We start from the raw sequence: 16,420 nt of genomic DNA on the forward strand, positions 1-16,420 counted from the left end.
CAGGGCCGCGAGCACAAGCCGAACACGACGGGCCACGCGAAATGTCACACCGCGGCGCGTAGCATTTGCGCGCCGCGCCTGTCCATCGCGGAGGCTATCGCTCCTCCGGGGGGCGGATGTGGCGGAACGCCCAAAGCAGAGCGAGGTCATAGCCGATCTTCAGCACGCCGCAGATGATGAAGGGCGTCGCTTGCCAACCGGCCGCGAAGATCGCCCCGGCAATCGCCGGGCCGGCCGCCGCCGCCAGGCTGCGCGGCACAGCCGTGAAACTGGCCGCGGCGGTGCGCTCGGGGGGCGTCACCACCGCCATGACGTAGGAGGTCCGGGTCGGCACATCCATCTGGGATAGCGCCGAGCGGAGCAGCAGTAGCCCCAGCGCCCACTCTACGCCCGGCGCGAACATGGCCGCGATCAGGCAAAGGCTGGATGGGATGTGGGTGAAGACCATGGTGTTGATCAGCCCGATCCGCCCGGCCAGCCAGGCCGCCACCGGGAACGAGAAGGCCGACAGCACCCCCGTCCAGAAGAAGAACAGGCCCGCCTGCGCCAGGGACAGGTCGAACCGCTCGAACAGCCACAGCGCCAGCAGCGCCTGCACCGCAAGACCACCGGCGAAGCTGTCCACGCTGAACAGCGCCGCGAGACGCAGCACGATGCCCCGCGAGGGGCCGAGCGGGGCATGGGCGGCCTGCCGAACCTCGGGCGGTAGGGGCGGCAGCGCGCGATAGGCCAGCCAGCAGGCAACGCCGAGCACGGCATAGAGCAGGAAGGCGGAACGAAATGCCGTCAGTTCCCCCAGCCCGAGCGCCTTGAGGCCGTCCGCTCCGCCTGCGGCCAGCGCGCCGCCGGCGGCGGCGAAGGAGCCCACGAAGCTGTAGCGCGCGAAGACGGCGGTGCGCGTGCCGTCCCGTGCTGCTCGCGTCAGCATCGTCTGTTCCAGCGGTGCGAAGATGCTCACGCTGCCCGCCGAGGGGTTGATGGTACCCACCAGGGCAATGGCCATCAGCATGCCGAGGCCGGTCGCGAAGACGAAGCCCAGGCCCGTCGCGGCCATGAGCACGGCCGCGAGCAGCAGCAGCACCCGCGGGTCAGCGCGCGCGCCGAGCAGACCCACCCCCAGCGTCATTAGCGCCGATCCGAGCAGGGCCACAGTCGAGACGGCGCCGATCTCCGCCGCGCCATAGCCCAGCGCCAGGAACCACGCCGGCAGCAACACGGCGACCAGGCCGTCGCCAAAATCCCGGAAGCCGCGCGCCCAGAGAATGCGGCGCATGGCGTGTCTGGCTTCGTGCTCCGGAAGCGGGGTCATGGCGTGGTGGGCTGCAACACGCCGAGCACCGCGGCGGCGATGCGCTTCGGCCGTTCCCCCAGGCCGAAGCAGAGGGCGGGATCACCCCGCGGATCCACCTCGACGAGCTTCGCGCCAGCGCGCACGCGGACGCCGTCGCGCACAAGGCCGCGCAGGACGCCAGGCATGGGCGTCTGAGCTGGCGTGCCGTCGAGCGCGCCTATGGGGCCCGACGAGACGTGATCGCCAATCCTGTGTTTGGTCCGGAATACGCCGTCCGCAGCGGCGTAGAGTGTTCGCTCGCGCCCGGCGCCGCCGATCGGATTTGGCTCGCCGCGCAGCGGCAACGTGGCCCCCACCGCGACCACCTTCCCCAACGCCTCCCAACTGGTCTCGATCGCGACATGGCAGTTGGTGCCCACCACGAAGCCTGGACCTAGCCCAAGCACCAACGGCGCCGCTCCCCGCAAATCCTCGGGGATGGCCCGCTTGCGCATGCGCGCGTCCACCACCGCGCCCCAACGCTCAGCGGCAAGCGCCTCCTCAACCGCGCGCGTGAGGAAGGGAAGGATGCTGTGCGCCGCCCATATGGTCCGCAGCGATCCTGGCGTTTCCGCACAGCGCGCCGCCACGCCGGCAAGGCTCGCCTCCCCGTCGAAGAAGGCGTCGGCGAAGGCCATCCCCCGCCGTGGCGTTGTTGGCGGCGATGGGCCCTCCTGCAGCGCGACGCTGACGCCGGCTGTGAACAGGACATGCGCGACGGCCGAGCCCACATCGCCAGCGCCGAGCACGAGGACCGGCGCAGAGGCGCTCAGCCTGGTCACAGCAACTTCAGCAGGTGCAGTACGACGCCAGCAGCGGCGGTGATGCCCAGTGTGCGCAATACGCCCTGCTTCAGCCGGAAGAGCGCTACCGCCGCCAGAACGGCGAGCGATAGGGCCGCAAGATCGAGGCTGGTCGGCACCGGCAGCCCGACCGCCACCGGTCCGAATCGAACATCCACCAGATCGCGGAACAGAACGCGCAGCCCAAACCAGACGGCCAGGTTCGCGACGACGCCGACCACCGCGGCGGTGATCGCCGCGAGCGCGCCCGAGAGTGCCTTGTTGTCCTGCAGCTTCTCGATGACCGGCGCACCCAGGAAGACAAAAGCAAAGCAAGGCGCGAAGGTCACCCACAGCACCAGCAGGGAGGCGATGATCCCACCGCCAAGGCCACTCAACCCCTCCGGCGCGCGGAAGCCGGCCAGGAAGCCCACGAATTGCAGCACCAGGATGAGTGGCCCGGGCGTGGTCTCGGCCAGGCCAAGGCCGGCCAGCATCTCGGTTGGCGACAGCCAGCCATAGGCCTGCACGGCGTCCTGCGCGACATAGGCCAGCACCGCGTAGGCGCCGCCCACCGTCACCACCGCCATCTTGGAGAAGAACCAGGCGATGTCGGCATAGGTTCCGCCAACCGTCACCATCAGCACGGCAACCGGCACGAGCCAAAGCGCCAGCGCCACCATGCCCGCCTTGCGCGCGTCAGCAGCCAGCCGCGCCGGCCGCCCCGGGTCAGCCGCCAGCACCGCGTCGATCAGCGCCGCCGCATCGCCCTTGGCTTTGCCATGACCACCGGCCGAGAAATGGCCGGGCGCAAGATATCCGATGATGCCGGCGGCCAGGACGACGGCCGGAAAGGGCAGGTTCAGGAAAAACAACGCGACGAAGGCTGCACCCGCGAGCACCCAGGCGGCTCGGCCCTTCAGGGCACGGCGCCCGATGCGCAGCAGCGCCTCGACCACCAGCACCAGGACCGCGCATTTCAGCCCGAAGAACAGCGCGGCGACCAGCGGAACCTCGCCGAGCGTCGCGTAGATCACCGACAGCACCAGCATGACCGCGGCGCCGGGCAGGATGAACAGCAGCCCCGCAGCGAGCCCACCCTTCACGCCATGCATGATCCAGCCGAGATAGGTCGCCAACTGCTGCGCTTCCGGCCCCGGCAGCAGCGTGCAGAAGTTCAGCGCCTGGAGGAACCGACGTTCGCCTATCCAGTGGCGGTCATCCACCACCTCCCGGTGCAGCAGCGCGATCTGTCCGGCCGGTCCGCCAAAGGACAGAAGGCCGATCTTGAGCCACACACGCACCGCCGCGGCGAAGGAGGGCAGCCGGTTAATTGCTGCGGCGGCCTCCGCAGATGCGGCAGCGGCAGTCGTATCCGTCGTGCTCATACTTTGGCTCCAGGCGCCGGCCAGTTGTGAGTTTCGCCGGTGGCGTCGCGCGCCCAGCGGTAGAGTGCGTCATAGAGGCCCATCGCCGCGTCGAGCTGCGCCAGGTCGTCCCGGTACATGCGTGACAGGCCGAGTGAGACAGCGAGAAGTCCTGCCGCTTCGGGCGCAAGATCCAGCCGTGCAGTATCGGCGGCTCGGACAATGGCTGCCAGCCGCAGCAGCGGCTCGGAGCGCAGCCCGAACTGCTCGATCATGACGTCGAAGGTGCAGAGCTCGCCTTGATGGCTCCAGAAGACGCCCTCGATGTCGAATGGCGTCGCACCGAAGCGCTCGGCCACCGCCTCCACTTCGGATGGCGCGACGAACAGGAATACGGCATCCGGATCGACAAAGCGGCGGATCAGCCAGGGACAGGCGATGCGGTCAATCTTGGGCCGCGCGCGAGTGACCCAGAGCGTGCGGCCCCGCTCGTCGCGAGGCGGTACATGGTCGGGCTTCACGAGGAGCCCGCCGAACGCGACCCAGCCCTCGAAGCCGCTCTCCACCGCCTCGGCCGGCGTGCCGGCGTGGCGGAGCCAGGCCGCGACGCCCTGCCTGAGCTTGAGCCCGCGCTGACAACCGACGGCGACGGTGCGACCGGCGAAGTCGCCGACCCAGGACGCGACCGTTCTGAAGTCGCGACGGACGGCGCCGGGCAAGCTGCGTGGATCCTTGGCGAAGTCTTCTTCGGTTCGGACGTCCACGATGACCGGCGCCTCGGCGGTTCCGGCCAGGCGGACGAGCTGGGCAATGGTGATGATGTCTGGACTCGGCATGACACGCCCTCACTATCCGTGCAGATCACGGAAGCCTGGACGCGATACTTGAGCCGAAGCCTCACGGGGCGATCGCGGAAGGCCCCTTGGCAACAGAATGGCGGTCGGCTGGGTGCGTGGTCAAGGCGCGCGGCCTTGCTGCGGTGGCGGGCGTTTCGCGATCAGGGAGCGCGGGCGCCTGCGCGTGGCAATTGGTCGTCCTCTGTCGCACTTGGCAGACCCGCGTCGGACTCACGCGGGATGTCATCGGCCAGCACCTTGCCGGTTGCCAGCCGACGGCCAAGCGCTTCCACGAAGCCCTCGTAACGTTCGCGGCCCTTCGCCTGCGCGGCCGCTTGCATCGCGTCAGGAAGTGGCGCCGTGCTGGTGAGCCAGAACCGGACGAACAGCGCGAGCGCCTCGTTTCCGATGGTGACGTGGCGCTCCAGTCGTTCGCTCGCCCGCGACAGGCGATCGAGCCGACGTGCCAGGGCCGCCTCCAGTCGGTCGGGACCATCGGGAGACAGGTAACTCTCGAGTGCGGCCTCGATCACGACGGCCTGGCTGATCCGCTTCCGTGCCGCGTAATCGGCGAGGCGGCGCATCAGGTCGGGCGGCAGACGGAAGGTCGCCTTGGCGCGCATGGCGGCTTAGAGGGCAATGCCGTCGTCGGGATCAAGCGCCGCCTGCCGGGCCACGCGGCGTGCGCGCGCAGCGAGCGCCCGGGTGCGTGCGGCATCGTCGTCCTGCTCATCCTCCGCGAAGACGAACTCCTTCTCGGGCGGCGGCCCTGGCTCCGGCGAGATCTGCTCGTGCTCGGGCAGGGTCGGCTCCCGGCGGATGCCACCGTCAGCATCATCGCTCGGGTTGGTGGCTGATGGTGCTGTCTCACGCGCTACAGGCTTAAGCGCGCTCCAGTCATCCGCACAAAGCGCAGGCGGCGCAGCCGCCAGGGTATCAGGCGGCGCCACAACGCGTGCGCGCAGCTGCCGATCCTCGTAGTAGCGCGCCTTACGCGCACGGATCGGCGGGCAGCCCGACACCAGGACAATCTCGTCAGTGGGGGGCAGCTGCATCACCTCGCCCGGCGTCAGCAACGGCCGCGCCGTCTCCTGGCGGCTGACCATCAGGTGGCCGAGCCATGGCGAGAGCCGGTGCCCCGCATAGTTCCGGCTGTCGCGGATCTCCGTTGCTGTGCCGAGCGCATCGGATACGCGCTTGGCCGTACGCTCGTCATTCGTCGCGAAGGCGACGCGGACATGGCAGTTATCGAGGATCGCGTTGTTCGGCCCGTAGGCGCGCTCGATCTGGTTCAACGACTGCGCGATGAGGAAGGACCCGATACCGTAGCCCGCCATGAAGGCGAGCTGGCTCTCGAAGAAGTCGAGCCGCCCGAGGGCAGGAAATTCGTCCAGCATCAGCAGTAGGCGATGGCGGCGGCGTTCGTTCTCCAGCGCTTCCGTCAGCCGGCGGCCGATCTGATTCAGCACGAGCCGCACCAGCGGCTTGGTGCGGACGATGTCGGAGGGCGGGACGACGAGGTAGAGCGTCACCGGCTCGCGGGCCTCGACCAGGTCGGTGATGCGCCAGTCGCAGCGGCGAGTGACCTGCGCGACGACCGGATCGCGGTAGAGGCCGAGGAAACTCATGGCCGTTGAGAGCACGCCGGATCGTTCGTTGTCCGACTTGTTGAGCAGCTCGCGCGCGGCGGAGGCGACAACGGGGTGTGGCCGGTCGCCGAGGTGCGGCGTCGTCATCATCGCGGCGAGCGTGCGCTCGATCGCGCGGCGGGGATCGGAGAGGAATCCCGCCACGCCGGCGAGCGTCTTGTCCTGCTCGGCGTAGAGGACGTGCAGGATGGCGCCCACCAGCAGGGAGTGGCTGGTCTTCTCCCAGTGGTTCCGTCGCTCCAGCGCGCCCTCGGGATCAACCAGGATGTCGGCGATGTTCTGCACGTCGCGCACCTCGCTGTCGCCACGGCGAACCTCGAGCAGCGGGTTGTAGGCGGCGCTCGCCGGGTTGGTTGGGTCGAACAGCAGCACGCGACCGAAGCGCGCCCGCCAGCCGGCGGTGAGCTGCCAGTTCTCGCCCTTGATGTCGTGCACGATGGCCGAGCCGGGCCAGGTCAGCAGCGTCGGCACGACGAGGCCCACGCCCTTGCCCGAGCGGGTCGGGGCGAAGCACAGCACGTGCTCCGGCCCGTCATGACGGAGATAGCGCTGCGCGAACGAGCCGAGCACGACGCCGTCGGGCGCAAGCAGACCGGCATCCCGCACCTCACGCTCCGTCGCCCAGCGGGCGGAGCCATATGTGGTCACGTCCCGCGCCTCGCGGGCGCGCCAGACCGACATGCCAATGGCGATGCCGATCGCCGCGAAGCCCCCGGCCGCGGCGATGACGGCGCCCTCGTAGAACACGCTCGGTGCGTAGGCGTCGTACCAGTACCACCACAGGAAGAATGCCGGCGGCGGATACACCGGCACGCCGGCCCAAACGTCCATCGGCTGGCCGAGCTGCGCCTGGTAGCCGAGGCGCCAGGCGACCCATTGCGTCGCACCCCAGACCGCGGCAAGCACGATCAGGAAGACAACCAGGACCTGGCCCCAGAGGATCTTGGTGGCGGTCATGGGTGGGTGGGGAGCGCGGCGATCATGCCGTGAGTGGTGCGCGATCGATGCGGTGAGGTTCAAGCGGCCAAAGGTCGGCATCGTGCCGGCGGCGGGCGCATCGCGCGAAACGGCGGGGGACTCCTTCCGGGCCGATGCGACGGCACGGCATCCGGTCAGAGGCTGAGGCCTCGCTTGCGCGTGGGCGTGAGCTCGAGACCGCCGCCGGGCGCAATGCTTCCCGTCACGGCCAGTCCCCGCTGCCGCTCCATCGATGGCTTCCACGGCACCAGCTGGAACCCGAGTCCGTCGTCGATCATCGCGAAGCGCCCGGAGGCCAGGTCGAGCCGCCGGGTGAAGACCCCGGCGACGCTGTCTCGCTCCCGCGCCGGCCGCCACGGCTTCCCCGTCTCGGCCGTCACCCGCGCGGCAGCCGCCTCCAGCTCGCGTTGGCACAGCGTGTTGAGCAGGTCTCGCGCGAACACCACGCGCTGACCCTGCCGGCGCGCAAGACCGGCTGCGACGAGATGCTCGGTGCGGCGAGCGAGCGCGCCCTCGACTTCCGCGCCGAAGCCCTGCCCGGCCAGCGGCAGCGCCTCTCGGTCCACCAAGCGCCGGTCCAGCCAGGTCGCGCCATTTGCGGTAATCTGCGCCTCGACCGGCAGGTCCGACCGCACGGCAAGGGCGCTGCGCTCCCTCCCGCCGGCATCCTGGTAGCGGCGGAGCTCGACGACCGCCCCTGGATGCCCGTCGCCGGCTGCCTCGATGTCCGCGAAGCGGAGGTGGTGCACGCGGCCATCGATGCCGTCGATGATCGCGTAGCCGCGGCCCTTGAGCTCGTCGCCGATGCCGCGCTCGACAAGGCGGCCGATGATCGGCACGGGCCGCTCGCCATGTATGGCGAAGTCGCCGGCCGCGCGCTCGGCACCGAGCTTCTGCAAGGCGCGGTGCATGGTCCTGATGATGTCGCCGCGGGTGCCGAGGGCGCGCAGGGTCTCCTCCATGCCGGGCCTGAGCATCCAGACCGCGGGGCCATGGCGTTCGGCGAGACCGAACCGCTCCAGGGTCTGTGCCCGGCCGATCATGAGGCGGCGGAGTTCCGGATCGGCAGCGTCCGCGCCGGCGGGGCGCAGGTCCAGGATGCCGCCCCCCTCATCGGCGGCGGCGCGCAGCGCGCCGTCGAGACCGGTCCAGCGCTCGGCACCGACTTCGGCCTCGAGCGCGCTGCGAATCTCCTTGTCGGTCCGCGGCCCGAGTTCCAGCTCGACGAGCGCCTCGGCGCGGCCACGGAAGCCGCGCGAGATGTAGTCGCGCGAGATCACCAGGTCGCCGCCATCCTCGGCCCGGCCGCGCACCAGGACATGGACGTGCGGGTTGTCGGTGTTCCAGTGATCGACCGCGACCCAGTCGAGGCGGCTGCCCAGGTCCCGCTCGGCCCGGCGCATCAGATCGCGCGTCCAGGCCTTGAGGTCCACGAGCACGGGCGCGTCCTCCGGGCTGACGATGAAGCGGAAGTGGTGCCGGTCATCCGTGCAGCGCTCCGCGAAGTCTGGGCCGTTCGCGTTGTCCGAGTCTGGATCGAAGAGCCGCGCCTTGGCACCATCACGGGTGACCCCTTCGCGCTGGAGGTAGCCGATGTGGGTCGCGAGCGACGCGGATCGGAAGCGCGTGCCCTGATGGCGCACGACGCGCGCCTTCACCACGACGCGTCGCGACGGCGAGCGGAGCGCGGTCTGTGCCGCTGCGGCGCGGCCCCGCCCGAAACGCGAGCGGCCGGCGCCCCGCGTGCCGTGGCCGAAGCCGGGGCCGGTATGGCCGGCCTTGCGGACGGCACGCATGACTTGGCCGACGAAGCTCCGCGCGCGCCGTGTCGGCGCACGCGTATCGCCGATACGGCCAGGTCGAACATGCAGGTCGTCGTCGCGGGCCGTCATTGGTGCCGATCCACTTGGGCCCGGAGGCGGCTGGCGCTGAGACCTCTGATTTGCCTTGGCTTTTGGCAGCAAGCGCCAGCCGCCACTTTGGCGCGTGGCACGAATTCCTGTGCTTGATCAGGTACATACGACCGACCGCCAGCCCTGCTTTTATCTGGCGATCTCCGGTCGGGGTTCCTCGGTTCGCCGCCTCCACCGCTTTGGTGGTCGGTCCTGGAGTAGCCGGCAGCACGACAGAAGCACCCGAGCGTGCGCGCACGTGCGACATCGGTGAGACTGCAGGGCCGCGCGATGCCCTGTGTCCCAACGCCATCGCTCATGGTGCACCGCCCCGGCTGTGACGGATGGCGAAGATGGAGCCGCGATGGCCCGCTGGACCGTCAGCCTCGTGCGCCTCCGCTGCTCGGGATCGGCCGACGAATGGCTGCGCGGCTGGTGTGCCGGCTGCGATCGTCGCGCCGCCAACCGGCACGAAGATCGAACGCGTTGGTGCCGTATTGTGACCGCCGAGCTGCACGAAGATTGCCTCAGCGCCACGGGCCGCTCGCACCGCAACCTGGCCAGGCGCAGCGGTACCGGCGTCACCTGTCAGCAGCGGTGCGAGGGCTGCGACATAGGCTCGCGTCTCCGCAGGCAGCGGCTGCCCCGTCGCCAGATGTGCCTCCACCCGACGCGGCCCGGCGTTGTAGGCGGCCAGCATCAGCGATACCGACCCGAAGCGCTCCAGCATTTCACGCAGATACGCGGTGCCCGCCAGGATGCTGTCCTGTGGTGCGAAGGGATCTGCGCCGAGACCGTGCTGGGCGCGCAGGCCTGCCCAGGTCGCGGGCATCACCTGCATCAGCCCCATGGCGCCGCGGTGCGACACGGCGTGCCGATCGCCGGCGCTCTCCGCGCGCATCACCGCTCGGATCCAGGCTTCCGGAATGCCGAAGCGCTGCGATGCGGCAGCGATCTCGGCAGCGTGGATCGTCTGCGCCGCCACCCGGGACAGCGGAAGGCTGACCAGCAGCAGCACGGCGGCGACGCAGAGACACGACCGGGACGGGAGGGAGGGCGCGTGCGGTCCAACGCGTCCTGCTTGAGCGTCGCGCGGCGTCGATGGGCGCGCGTGGAAAGGGGGCGTCGTGCTCATGGTCTGCGGTCCGTGATCCAGACCGGACGCAGCCTGGCGACGATGCTCGTGCGCAGGAGAGGCCCGAAGTAGCGGCCGTCGAGGCTGTCCGGCTCGTCGGCGTTGAGGAGGAACACCTCGCCGGATTCCAGCCTGTGGCAGCCGTGCCAGGTCGGTAGCGGGCGGCCCAGGCGGTCAGCCATGCGGCGGTGTGCCACCGTCTCGCCATCGACCATGATCGCGGTGCCCTCTGCGCACACCACCTGCGGCGGCAGGGCGGCGACGTGCTTCAGCAGCGGCACGCCGCGCGCGACATAGCCTCGCTCGGCGAGGAACGCCGCCAGTGTCTCGGGCGGGCGGACTAGGACGAGGTCGCCCAGCGCGATATCGTCGGCCGCTGCCGCGATGTAGAGGCCGAGCGGCACGCTCGCCGACGCATTCCAGATGATGCGCGGCTGCCACTCCGCGACCGCTGGAACAGCAATCAGCCCCAGCCCGGCGAGAGTTGCCACAACGGGCGCCGCGCGCCGTCTCCGCCCCGCCGTCATGCGTCGATCCTCCGCCGCAGCAGCCAGGCGCGGTGGCGCTCGCGCGTGTAGGCGCGCGGCTGCTCACCGGCAGCGAGGCGGTTCATCACGTGCCGCCAGTGGTCCGGACAGGCTTCCTCGGGCGCGACGCCCGCGCGCTCGACCGCGTCGATCGCGCGCAGCACCTCGTTGACCTTCGGCCAGCCGGAGAGGCGCAGCAGGATCTCCGCCCCCGGCTCCACGAAGCCGATCGTGCTGAAGGCCTCTCCAGGTGCGACGGCGCGCAGGATGTCGATGCGGCTGACCACGGTGCCGTAGCCGTTCGACGCCCACCGCACGAAGGCGAACACCTCACTCGTGGCGAAGGCGACGACGCGGCGCCGGCGGTCGAGGATCGTCTCCTCGGCAATCCGCCCGAAGCGGATCCAGCGCTCGACGCGGCCCTCGAGCCACAGCAGCTCGACGCGGGTCAGCGCCGTCATGGCGCCGCCTCCCGCTCCCCGTCCCGGTCGTGTTTTCCACCGACCGCGCTGGGCCTACCTTCATTAGAATTAGACTCAATTAGAGTCTTTACGGGCCAGAATTCCGCTTGTGCCGCAACGGCTTGCGGGTGGTTCGTGCGCCTGATCTGCCGTGTCGGTTGCGCCTGATCTGCCGAATCTCCTGCGCCTGATCTGCCGTGCGGTTCCACAGGCCTGCACAAGTTATCCACAGAGCCGGCGTGGCGGCTGCACGGCGTGATCCGCATCAGTTCGGTGCCGCCCGCATCGCGGCGGATGGCGAGGCGATAGCCGGGTAGGCTCTGGCGCGCGGCGATTCGGCGGAGGTCGAGCGCAAAGTCGGCGAAGCGCGCGAGGCTGCCGGACTTGGCGTGTAGGTGCCGGAACTCGAACGCCCAGCCGGACGGCTGGTGGCCGGCGTGCTTGCGCGCGACGCGGTAGAGCCAGCGCTCGATGCCGCCAGTAAGGCGGAAATAGGCCGGGTCTATGGTCAGCAGAAGTTGGCGGTCGAGGACGCCGCGGTAGAACCAGTCCGGCAGCACGAACTCCATGCCGTCGGCGCGGCCGGAGGCGGTGACCCGCTCCTCCCACTCGTTGATCCAGGAGAATTGCTGGCGCCGCCAGTGCGCGCCGTGGCGGATGCTGGTGCGCACCACGGTCGACTGGAGCCTGGCGAGCGCCGCCTTGAGCAGGAGGTACTGCTGCTGGCCGATGCCGCGCCCGATGGCGGTTAGCAGCTGGTGCGGCGCGAAGCGCATGAACCGGGAGGCTGCGAGCTCTTGGTCGGCGGCCTCGACGATCTGTGAGCCGGCCCAGATCAGCACGTCGGCGTCCCAGATGGTCGCCATGCCGTGTTCGGGAACGGCGTGGACTTGCACCTCGACATCACCGGCGCGGTAGAGGATCGGTGCGACGCGACGGCCCTTGGCGAGCGAGAAGAACGGCCGCTCCATCAGGTCGCGCTGGTCGCGGCGCGGCGGTCCCTGGTTAGGAAGGGCGTCGAACGGGCTCAGCCTGAGCCGCTCGCTGGGGGTTCGATCGCAGTGCATCGTGGGGTTAGCGCCGTGCTGCGCCGGAATAGGCCGGCGAGACGGCGGCATGGCGCTTGGCGGGCAGTACGGTCTCGCCCGTGTCGTCGCTGGTCGAGGCCTTGGTGCCGCGGTTCACCCAGGCCTGGAGGTCTGTGATCGCGTAGACGACGCGACCGCCCAGCTTCGAGTAGCGCGGGCCGGTGCCGTAGGTGCGGTGCTTTTCGAGGGTGCGGCCGGACAGGCCGAGGAAACGCGCGGCCTCGGGCGTGCGAAGGTAGCGTGGTGGCAGGCCGGCATTCGGGTCGGGCATCGGGAGCCTCCGGTGATGCTGTCGGATGCCGCGCATGAGGCGCGGCGGTTGCATCGGAGGCTGGCGAAGCGGGGTCGCGGCGGGGGAGTCCGAAGACTGCGGCGGAGAAAGCGGACCCCCTGTGCGGAGGTCAGAGCCGGACGCTTGGCCCCGCCGTCAGCAACTCCCGGTAGCCGCCATCACGCAGCGCGCGGGCGGTGGCGAGGAGCCGTAGCGTGCGGCTGCGCAGATCGTGGGTTTTCCAGGCAGGGCCGTCGGGGACGTGATCGGCGCCGAACAGGCCGCGAGCCAGGTCGCGGAGGGCTGCGCCGTCGGCGTGTCCATCCAGCGCGCGAAGCCGGAGGATCAACTGCCGCCGCTGGTCACGCGTGATGCGCTCTCGTCCGGGGCGGCCATGCAACGCGTGCCAGAGGCGCAGCGCGGCAGCCATCCTCCTGGGCGTCAGGTCATCGAGCGGGATGAGGACGCCGAGCGGCGCGGCGGGCGGCGGATCGCCGAGCAGCCAGACCGGCAGCAATGGGGTCCCGACGACGCCGTGCAGGCCGTCACTCGCCTGGCGCGGCGAGTTCACAGGCGGCAGGGCAGCCGGAGAGCGTGGCGAGAATGACGGCGGCAAGGCCGAGAGCGCCACGGTGGCGGTGCAGAGCGCCGGCATCCAGACGACGCCCGCCGCGCGCGCGTCGAGCGTCGGGTCGGCCGGGAAATCGCACCCCCCAGCGCTCGGCGACAGACTCGGCCGCGTCGTCGGGCCCCGTGTCGTCGAGCTGTTCCCAGTCGCGCACATAGCGCGGGTTGCGCCGGAGGAACTCCCAGGCGAGATCGCGCGCCGAGGCGCTCTCCAGATCTGCGTAGGCGGCGGCCGACCGCCAGTCTCGCGACGGCATGGAAAGGCTCCGGCATAGGGCGGAGCACACGCTCCGCGCGCAGCATGCGGAGAGATGCGACCATTCGGCGAGTTGTGGAGGCGCACGCCGGGCAACCCGTGTTGCCACCGGCGCAACGCTGGTCAGTTTGTGGAGCCTCGCTGCAGGAGGTCGCGATAGCCGGCCCCGGTCATCCAAAGGGCGCGGGCAAGGTGGCTGTCGTGGATGCGCTTGGCACGGTCAGGGTCGCGGTCCGGGTCCAGGCCAAGAACGATGCGGGCAACTTCGCGCCAATCGGCGTGCTCGGCCGCGGCATCAAGCAGCCGGAGATAGGTCACCTTCTGGGCAAGATCATACTCGGTGACAGTCGGCTCGTTGGGCGGCCTGTCGAGAATCGTCCCGATGCCCATGCAAGCTCCTCCGCTCATCGACGACTCGGTGCACGCACAGCCTCAGCGTCATTGATTGGTGCGCCGTGCGCCATCCCTGACGCGCAACTCAATGGCAAACGCCGATACACACTATAGGTGATAAACTCAAAGTATGTAGCGCGCCAACCGTGCCGGCATGGATATGCGGCGGTTGGTTGGGAGGAATGTGCGTCGCATCCGGCTCGAAGTGGGCCTGACGCAGGAAGCGTTCGCCGAAAAGTCGGGCTTCAGCCAGCAATACCTGAGCAGCCTGGAACGCGGCCGCCGCAACCCCACCATTGTCACCCTTTTCGAGTTGGCGACCGCCCTGGGCGTCAGTCACGTCGCGCTTGTCGCGCCGGACGACGAGACCGCCGCCGCCGCTCCGCTTCGCCGTGGGGGTCGCTCAGGCACGACGCGCAACCGCCCGTAGATGCGCGCCACGCCAGCCTTTTGCTTGACGCATTGGCGTTTCAGGAATAAGTATACGTGAAACGCCGATGCGCGAGGTGTTTCTTGGCCGCCCAGATACTCCCCTTTCCGAAGCCTTCCCCGGCCCCCTCGTCGCCGATCGCAACCTATCTCTGGGTCGGCGAGGCCCATCGGAAGCTCGCGGATCTTCATGCGGCAGGTCATTTGCCGGCCCGCCGCCTGGTCGTGGAAGCCTCCCGCCTGCGCAATCAGCGAGAGCTCACTGCGGCAGTCCGGGACGCCGGCGGCGAGATCGTCCTGGATACCGAGGCGGCAGAGCTCGCATGCGTCGGCCGGCACGCCGGGCGGGTTCGCGGCGCACCATGGGCCTTGCCCGAAGGCGCCGGGCCGCTCGGCCCCGATCATTTCCGGGCCGACGCAAAGACCGACGTCATCGGCCAGATCGCGCGTCTGGCGGTGTCGTCGTGCGTCACCGCTGTCTTGTCGCCGGCGCATCACCTGGGCGATCCGGCATTCCACGATTGGTTCTCCGTGGATCGCGACGTCTGCATCGCGTTGCGGAGAGCGCTCGACCGCGAGGGAGGCCAGGGCATCGCGATCGACTATCCGCTGATCGTTCCGAACGCGATGCTGAACGACCAGAATCATCGCGGATTGCTGGTCGCGGCGCTGGCCGCGCTTCCCATCGATTACGTCTGGCTGCGCGTCGTGGGTTTGGGCGCCGATGCCGGTCCCCTGCAATTGAGCCGCTACCTCTCGGCCGTGGCGGGGCTGCACAACCTCGGCAAGCCCGTGATCGCCGATCATCTGGGCGGGCTGGCAGGCCAGGCTGCCTTGGCGTTCGGCGGGGTCTCCGGCATCGCACAGGGCATCGGCGAGCGCGAGCGCTTCGATACGGGCGACTGGCACAAACCAGCCAAGCCGCGACCCGACGACGCGAAGTTCGGCCGCGCTGTCCGGCTGTCGATACCTGGCCTCAACCGCACGCTGACGCGCAGCGAGCTCGACGTTCTCGCCAGCGCGAAGAATGGCCGCCGCATCTGCGGATGCGCTGATCGCGCGTGCTGCAAGGGGTACGACAGCATGGTCGCCGATCCGCGGGGGCATGCGGCGCGGCAGTTCTTCAGCAGCATCGCGAAGCTGGAGGCCGTGCCCGACCTTCGACGCGAGACGTATTTTCTCAGCCACGACGGGCCCATGGCGAAAGCCGACAGGACGGCGCGCGAGATCAAGGCACTGCGCCCGGACGCTGCCGAAGCGGCGCGCCACAACATCGATCTGGAAGCCCTGATGAAGCGGCTCGCGGACCATAGCCGGACGACCGAGAAAATCCGCACGACCCTGGAGACCATCCACGAGACTCGCGGCAGCGATGTGCCTCGTGCGCGCGTGGCCGCGCTTCGGAGTGGAGGAGCACCCAAGTCCGCAAAGGGGCAGCCGTGAGCGGCAAATCGGGCGCAATGCCCCGCTACATCGACGATCTGAACGAGTTCGGCGGCCTGTCGGGCACCGACATCGCCAATATCGCCGATGTCTCCAAGGCCACCGTCTCGCGCTGGAAGTCGGGCACGGTCAAGCCGCAGCCGGACACGCAGCTGGTGCTGTCGGACCTGCACTTCATCGTCCAACGTCTCTCCGAGTACTACAGCGCGGATGAAATCCGCACCTGGCTCTATGCGCGTCATCCGCAGCTTGATGGCCAGCGCGCCATCGACCTGATCAACCAGAATCGGTCCGAGGAAATCCTGCGCATCCTCGATCGGCTGGACTCGGACGTGTATCTCTGACGCATGGCCGCGGCCCGCTCCCCTCGCGACAACCACCTGCTCGACGCCGTCGAGGCCCTGCCGCGGGAGGCCTGGAGCGGCCCGGTGTGGCGCGTCGTGCGCGAAGGGCGCGACCCGACGCAATGCAGCGCGGTCGGCGGCCGTTGGGATGATCGCAGCTTCGAGGTTCTCTACACCTCGACGCATGAGGATGGCGCGCGGGCGGAGATGTTCTTCCATCTCAGCCGCGGCCAGCCGGTGATGCCGTCCCAGGTGCGCTACGGCCTGCACGAGCTTCACGTCACGCTCGATGCCTGCGTGCGCATCGCCTCGTTGGAAGTGCTCGCGGGATTGGGCCTAGTGCTCGCGGGATTGGGCCTCAAGACCGGCGCGTTCGGTCAGCTGTCCTACAGCGAACGGCAGCTCGAATATCCCCGCACGCAGGAGATTGCCGAGGCCGCGCATTTCCACGGCCGCGACGGCCTATTCGTGCCCAGCGCGCGCTCTGCCCATCCCAACCTGGTGGTGTTCTGCGGCGTTGCCGGGCCAGAGGCGGTCGAGGTCGTGCGCGACCACGGCATCGTCGACTGGACGGCCTGGCGCAACGCGCAGCGCAACGGCTGAACGGCGCGC

At 69.6% G+C, this 16,420-nt stretch carries 19 protein-coding genes; 4 read left to right on the forward strand and 15 right to left on the reverse strand.

Going from position 1 to position 16,420, the window contains the following annotated elements; all coding sequences use genetic code 11:
* Window positions 1–94 precede the first annotated feature (94 nt).
* The 15 genes from ACLF3G_RS22730 to ACLF3G_RS22800 form a co-directional block, all read right to left on the reverse strand.
* Window positions 95–1,273 (reverse strand): MFS transporter, encoded by a 1,179-nt coding sequence (locus ACLF3G_RS22730; protein WP_430671695.1) that lies wholly within the window; start codon window positions 1,271–1,273, stop codon window positions 95–97.
* 32 nt (window positions 1,274–1,305) lie between these two features.
* Window positions 1,306–2,112 carry a hypothetical protein gene (locus ACLF3G_RS22735; protein WP_430671696.1) on the reverse strand — a complete coding sequence of 269 codons (807 nt, stop codon included), beginning with the start codon at window positions 2,110–2,112 and terminating at the stop codon, window positions 1,306–1,308.
* Window positions 2,109–3,500, reverse strand: coding sequence for a chromate efflux transporter (gene chrA / locus ACLF3G_RS22740; protein ID WP_430671697.1), 1,392 nt, complete (start codon window positions 3,498–3,500; stop codon window positions 2,109–2,111). The genes ACLF3G_RS22735 and chrA overlap by 4 nt, the downstream gene beginning before the upstream one ends.
* A complete protein-coding gene (locus ACLF3G_RS22745; protein WP_430671698.1) occupies window positions 3,497–4,315 on the reverse strand; it encodes a chromate resistance protein ChrB domain-containing protein in 819 nt (272 codons plus the stop codon). Before ACLF3G_RS22745 ends, chrA begins: the two co-directional genes overlap by 4 nt.
* Window positions 4,316–4,476: 161 nt before the next feature.
* Entirely contained in the window at window positions 4,477–4,938 is a 462-nt protein-coding gene (locus ACLF3G_RS22750; protein ID WP_430671699.1) for a CopG family transcriptional regulator, read from the reverse strand.
* A 6-nt stretch (window positions 4,939–4,944) separates the two neighbouring features.
* Window positions 4,945–6,921, reverse strand: coding sequence for a conjugal transfer protein TraG (locus ACLF3G_RS22755; protein WP_430671800.1), 1,977 nt, complete (start codon window positions 6,919–6,921; stop codon window positions 4,945–4,947).
* Window positions 6,922–7,076: 155 nt separating this feature from the next.
* Window positions 7,077–8,834: a relaxase/mobilization nuclease domain-containing protein gene (locus tag ACLF3G_RS22760; RefSeq protein ID WP_430671700.1), complete on the reverse strand. Its 1,758-nt coding sequence runs from the start codon at window positions 8,832–8,834 to the stop codon at window positions 7,077–7,079.
* Window positions 8,835–9,150: 316 nt separating this feature from the next.
* On the reverse strand, window positions 9,151–9,852 hold the full coding sequence (locus tag ACLF3G_RS22765; RefSeq protein WP_430671701.1) for a lytic transglycosylase domain-containing protein: 702 nt from the start codon (window positions 9,850–9,852) through the stop codon (window positions 9,151–9,153).
* Between the two features lie 113 nt (window positions 9,853–9,965).
* Window positions 9,966–10,460: a S26 family signal peptidase gene (locus ACLF3G_RS22770; RefSeq protein WP_430671702.1), complete on the reverse strand. Its 495-nt coding sequence runs from the start codon at window positions 10,458–10,460 to the stop codon at window positions 9,966–9,968.
* Window positions 10,461–10,492: 32 nt separating this feature from the next.
* Entirely contained in the window at window positions 10,493–10,957 is a 465-nt protein-coding gene (locus ACLF3G_RS22775) for a DUF2840 domain-containing protein (protein WP_430671703.1), read from the reverse strand.
* The gene (locus ACLF3G_RS22780) at window positions 10,954–12,024 is read right to left on the reverse strand and encodes a replication initiator protein A (protein ID WP_430671704.1); all 1,071 of its coding nucleotides are present in this window, start codon (window positions 12,022–12,024) and stop codon (window positions 10,954–10,956) included. Before ACLF3G_RS22780 ends, ACLF3G_RS22775 begins: the two co-directional genes overlap by 4 nt.
* Before the next feature lie 7 nt (window positions 12,025–12,031).
* Window positions 12,032–12,316, reverse strand: coding sequence for a helix-turn-helix transcriptional regulator (locus tag ACLF3G_RS22785; protein ID WP_430671705.1), 285 nt, complete (start codon window positions 12,314–12,316; stop codon window positions 12,032–12,034).
* A gap of 130 nt (window positions 12,317–12,446) precedes the next feature.
* On the reverse strand, window positions 12,447–12,887 hold the full coding sequence (locus ACLF3G_RS22790; protein WP_430671706.1) for a DUF2285 domain-containing protein: 441 nt from the start codon (window positions 12,885–12,887) through the stop codon (window positions 12,447–12,449).
* On the reverse strand, window positions 12,862–13,200 hold the full coding sequence (locus tag ACLF3G_RS22795; protein WP_430671707.1) for a transcriptional regulator domain-containing protein: 339 nt from the start codon (window positions 13,198–13,200) through the stop codon (window positions 12,862–12,864). The genes ACLF3G_RS22790 and ACLF3G_RS22795 overlap by 26 nt, the downstream gene beginning before the upstream one ends.
* A 122-nt stretch (window positions 13,201–13,322) precedes the next feature.
* Complete coding sequence (locus tag ACLF3G_RS22800) at window positions 13,323–13,589, reverse strand: DNA -binding domain-containing protein (RefSeq protein ID WP_430671708.1); 267 nt, start codon at window positions 13,587–13,589, stop codon at window positions 13,323–13,325.
* Between the two features lie 157 nt (window positions 13,590–13,746).
* Between ACLF3G_RS22800 and ACLF3G_RS22805 the strand changes: the two genes are divergently transcribed.
* The 4 genes from ACLF3G_RS22805 to ACLF3G_RS22820 all read left to right on the forward strand — a co-directional run bounded on the left by ACLF3G_RS22805 (window position 13,747) and on the right by ACLF3G_RS22820 (window position 16,411).
* A complete protein-coding gene (locus ACLF3G_RS22805; protein ID WP_377752839.1) occupies window positions 13,747–14,022 on the forward strand; it encodes a helix-turn-helix domain-containing protein in 276 nt (91 codons plus the stop codon).
* 203 nt (window positions 14,023–14,225) lie between these two features.
* Window positions 14,226–15,464 carry a hypothetical protein gene (locus ACLF3G_RS22810; RefSeq protein ID WP_430671709.1) on the forward strand — a complete coding sequence of 413 codons (1,239 nt, stop codon included), beginning with the start codon at window positions 14,226–14,228 and terminating at the stop codon, window positions 15,462–15,464.
* Window positions 15,461–15,808, forward strand: coding sequence for a hypothetical protein (locus tag ACLF3G_RS22815; protein WP_430671710.1), 348 nt, complete (start codon window positions 15,461–15,463; stop codon window positions 15,806–15,808). The genes ACLF3G_RS22810 and ACLF3G_RS22815 overlap by 4 nt, the downstream gene beginning before the upstream one ends.
* 3 nt (window positions 15,809–15,811) lie before the next feature.
* Window positions 15,812–16,411, forward strand: a complete 600-nt coding sequence (locus tag ACLF3G_RS22820; RefSeq protein WP_430671711.1) for an RES family NAD+ phosphorylase — start codon at window positions 15,812–15,814, stop codon at window positions 16,409–16,411.
* Window positions 16,412–16,420: the final 9 nt, after the last annotated feature.

Source organism: Falsiroseomonas sp. HC035, assembly GCF_050563525.1.
In the GTDB taxonomy this organism is placed as follows: Bacteria; Pseudomonadota; Alphaproteobacteria; order Acetobacterales; family Acetobacteraceae; genus Falsiroseomonas.

What these genes read in the sequence shown, in the direction of transcription:
- ACLF3G_RS22730 (WP_430671695.1), bottom strand. Translation starts at nt 1,273, where the DNA reads ATGCGCCGCATTCTCTGGGCGCGCGGCTTCCGGGATTTTGGCGACGGC.
- chrA (WP_430671697.1), bottom strand. Translation starts at nt 3,500, where the DNA reads ATGAGCACGACGGATACGACTGCCGCTGCCGCATCTGCGGAGGCCGCC.
- ACLF3G_RS22745 (WP_430671698.1), bottom strand. Translation starts at nt 4,315, where the DNA reads ATGCCGAGTCCAGACATCATCACCATTGCCCAGCTCGTCCGCCTGGCC.
- ACLF3G_RS22750 (WP_430671699.1), bottom strand. Translation starts at nt 4,938, where the DNA reads ATGCGCGCCAAGGCGACCTTCCGTCTGCCGCCCGACCTGATGCGCCGC.
- ACLF3G_RS22755 (WP_430671800.1), bottom strand. Translation starts at nt 6,921, where the DNA reads ATGACCGCCACCAAGATCCTCTGGGGCCAGGTCCTGGTTGTCTTCCTG.
- ACLF3G_RS22760 (WP_430671700.1), bottom strand. Translation starts at nt 8,834, where the DNA reads ATGACGGCCCGCGACGACGACCTGCATGTTCGACCTGGCCGTATCGGC.
- ACLF3G_RS22775 (WP_430671703.1), bottom strand. Translation starts at nt 10,957, where the DNA reads ATGACGGCGCTGACCCGCGTCGAGCTGCTGTGGCTCGAGGGCCGCGTC.
- ACLF3G_RS22780 (WP_430671704.1), bottom strand. Translation starts at nt 12,024, where the DNA reads ATGCACTGCGATCGAACCCCCAGCGAGCGGCTCAGGCTGAGCCCGTTC.
- ACLF3G_RS22785 (WP_430671705.1), bottom strand. Translation starts at nt 12,316, where the DNA reads ATGCCCGACCCGAATGCCGGCCTGCCACCACGCTACCTTCGCACGCCC.
- ACLF3G_RS22795 (WP_430671707.1), bottom strand. Translation starts at nt 13,200, where the DNA reads ATGCCGTCGCGAGACTGGCGGTCGGCCGCCGCCTACGCAGATCTGGAG.
- ACLF3G_RS22800 (WP_430671708.1), bottom strand. Translation starts at nt 13,589, where the DNA reads ATGGGCATCGGGACGATTCTCGACAGGCCGCCCAACGAGCCGACTGTC.
- ACLF3G_RS22805 (WP_377752839.1), top strand. Translation starts at nt 13,747, where the DNA reads ATGGATATGCGGCGGTTGGTTGGGAGGAATGTGCGTCGCATCCGGCTC.
- ACLF3G_RS22820 (WP_430671711.1), top strand. Translation starts at nt 15,812, where the DNA reads ATGGCCGCGGCCCGCTCCCCTCGCGACAACCACCTGCTCGACGCCGTC.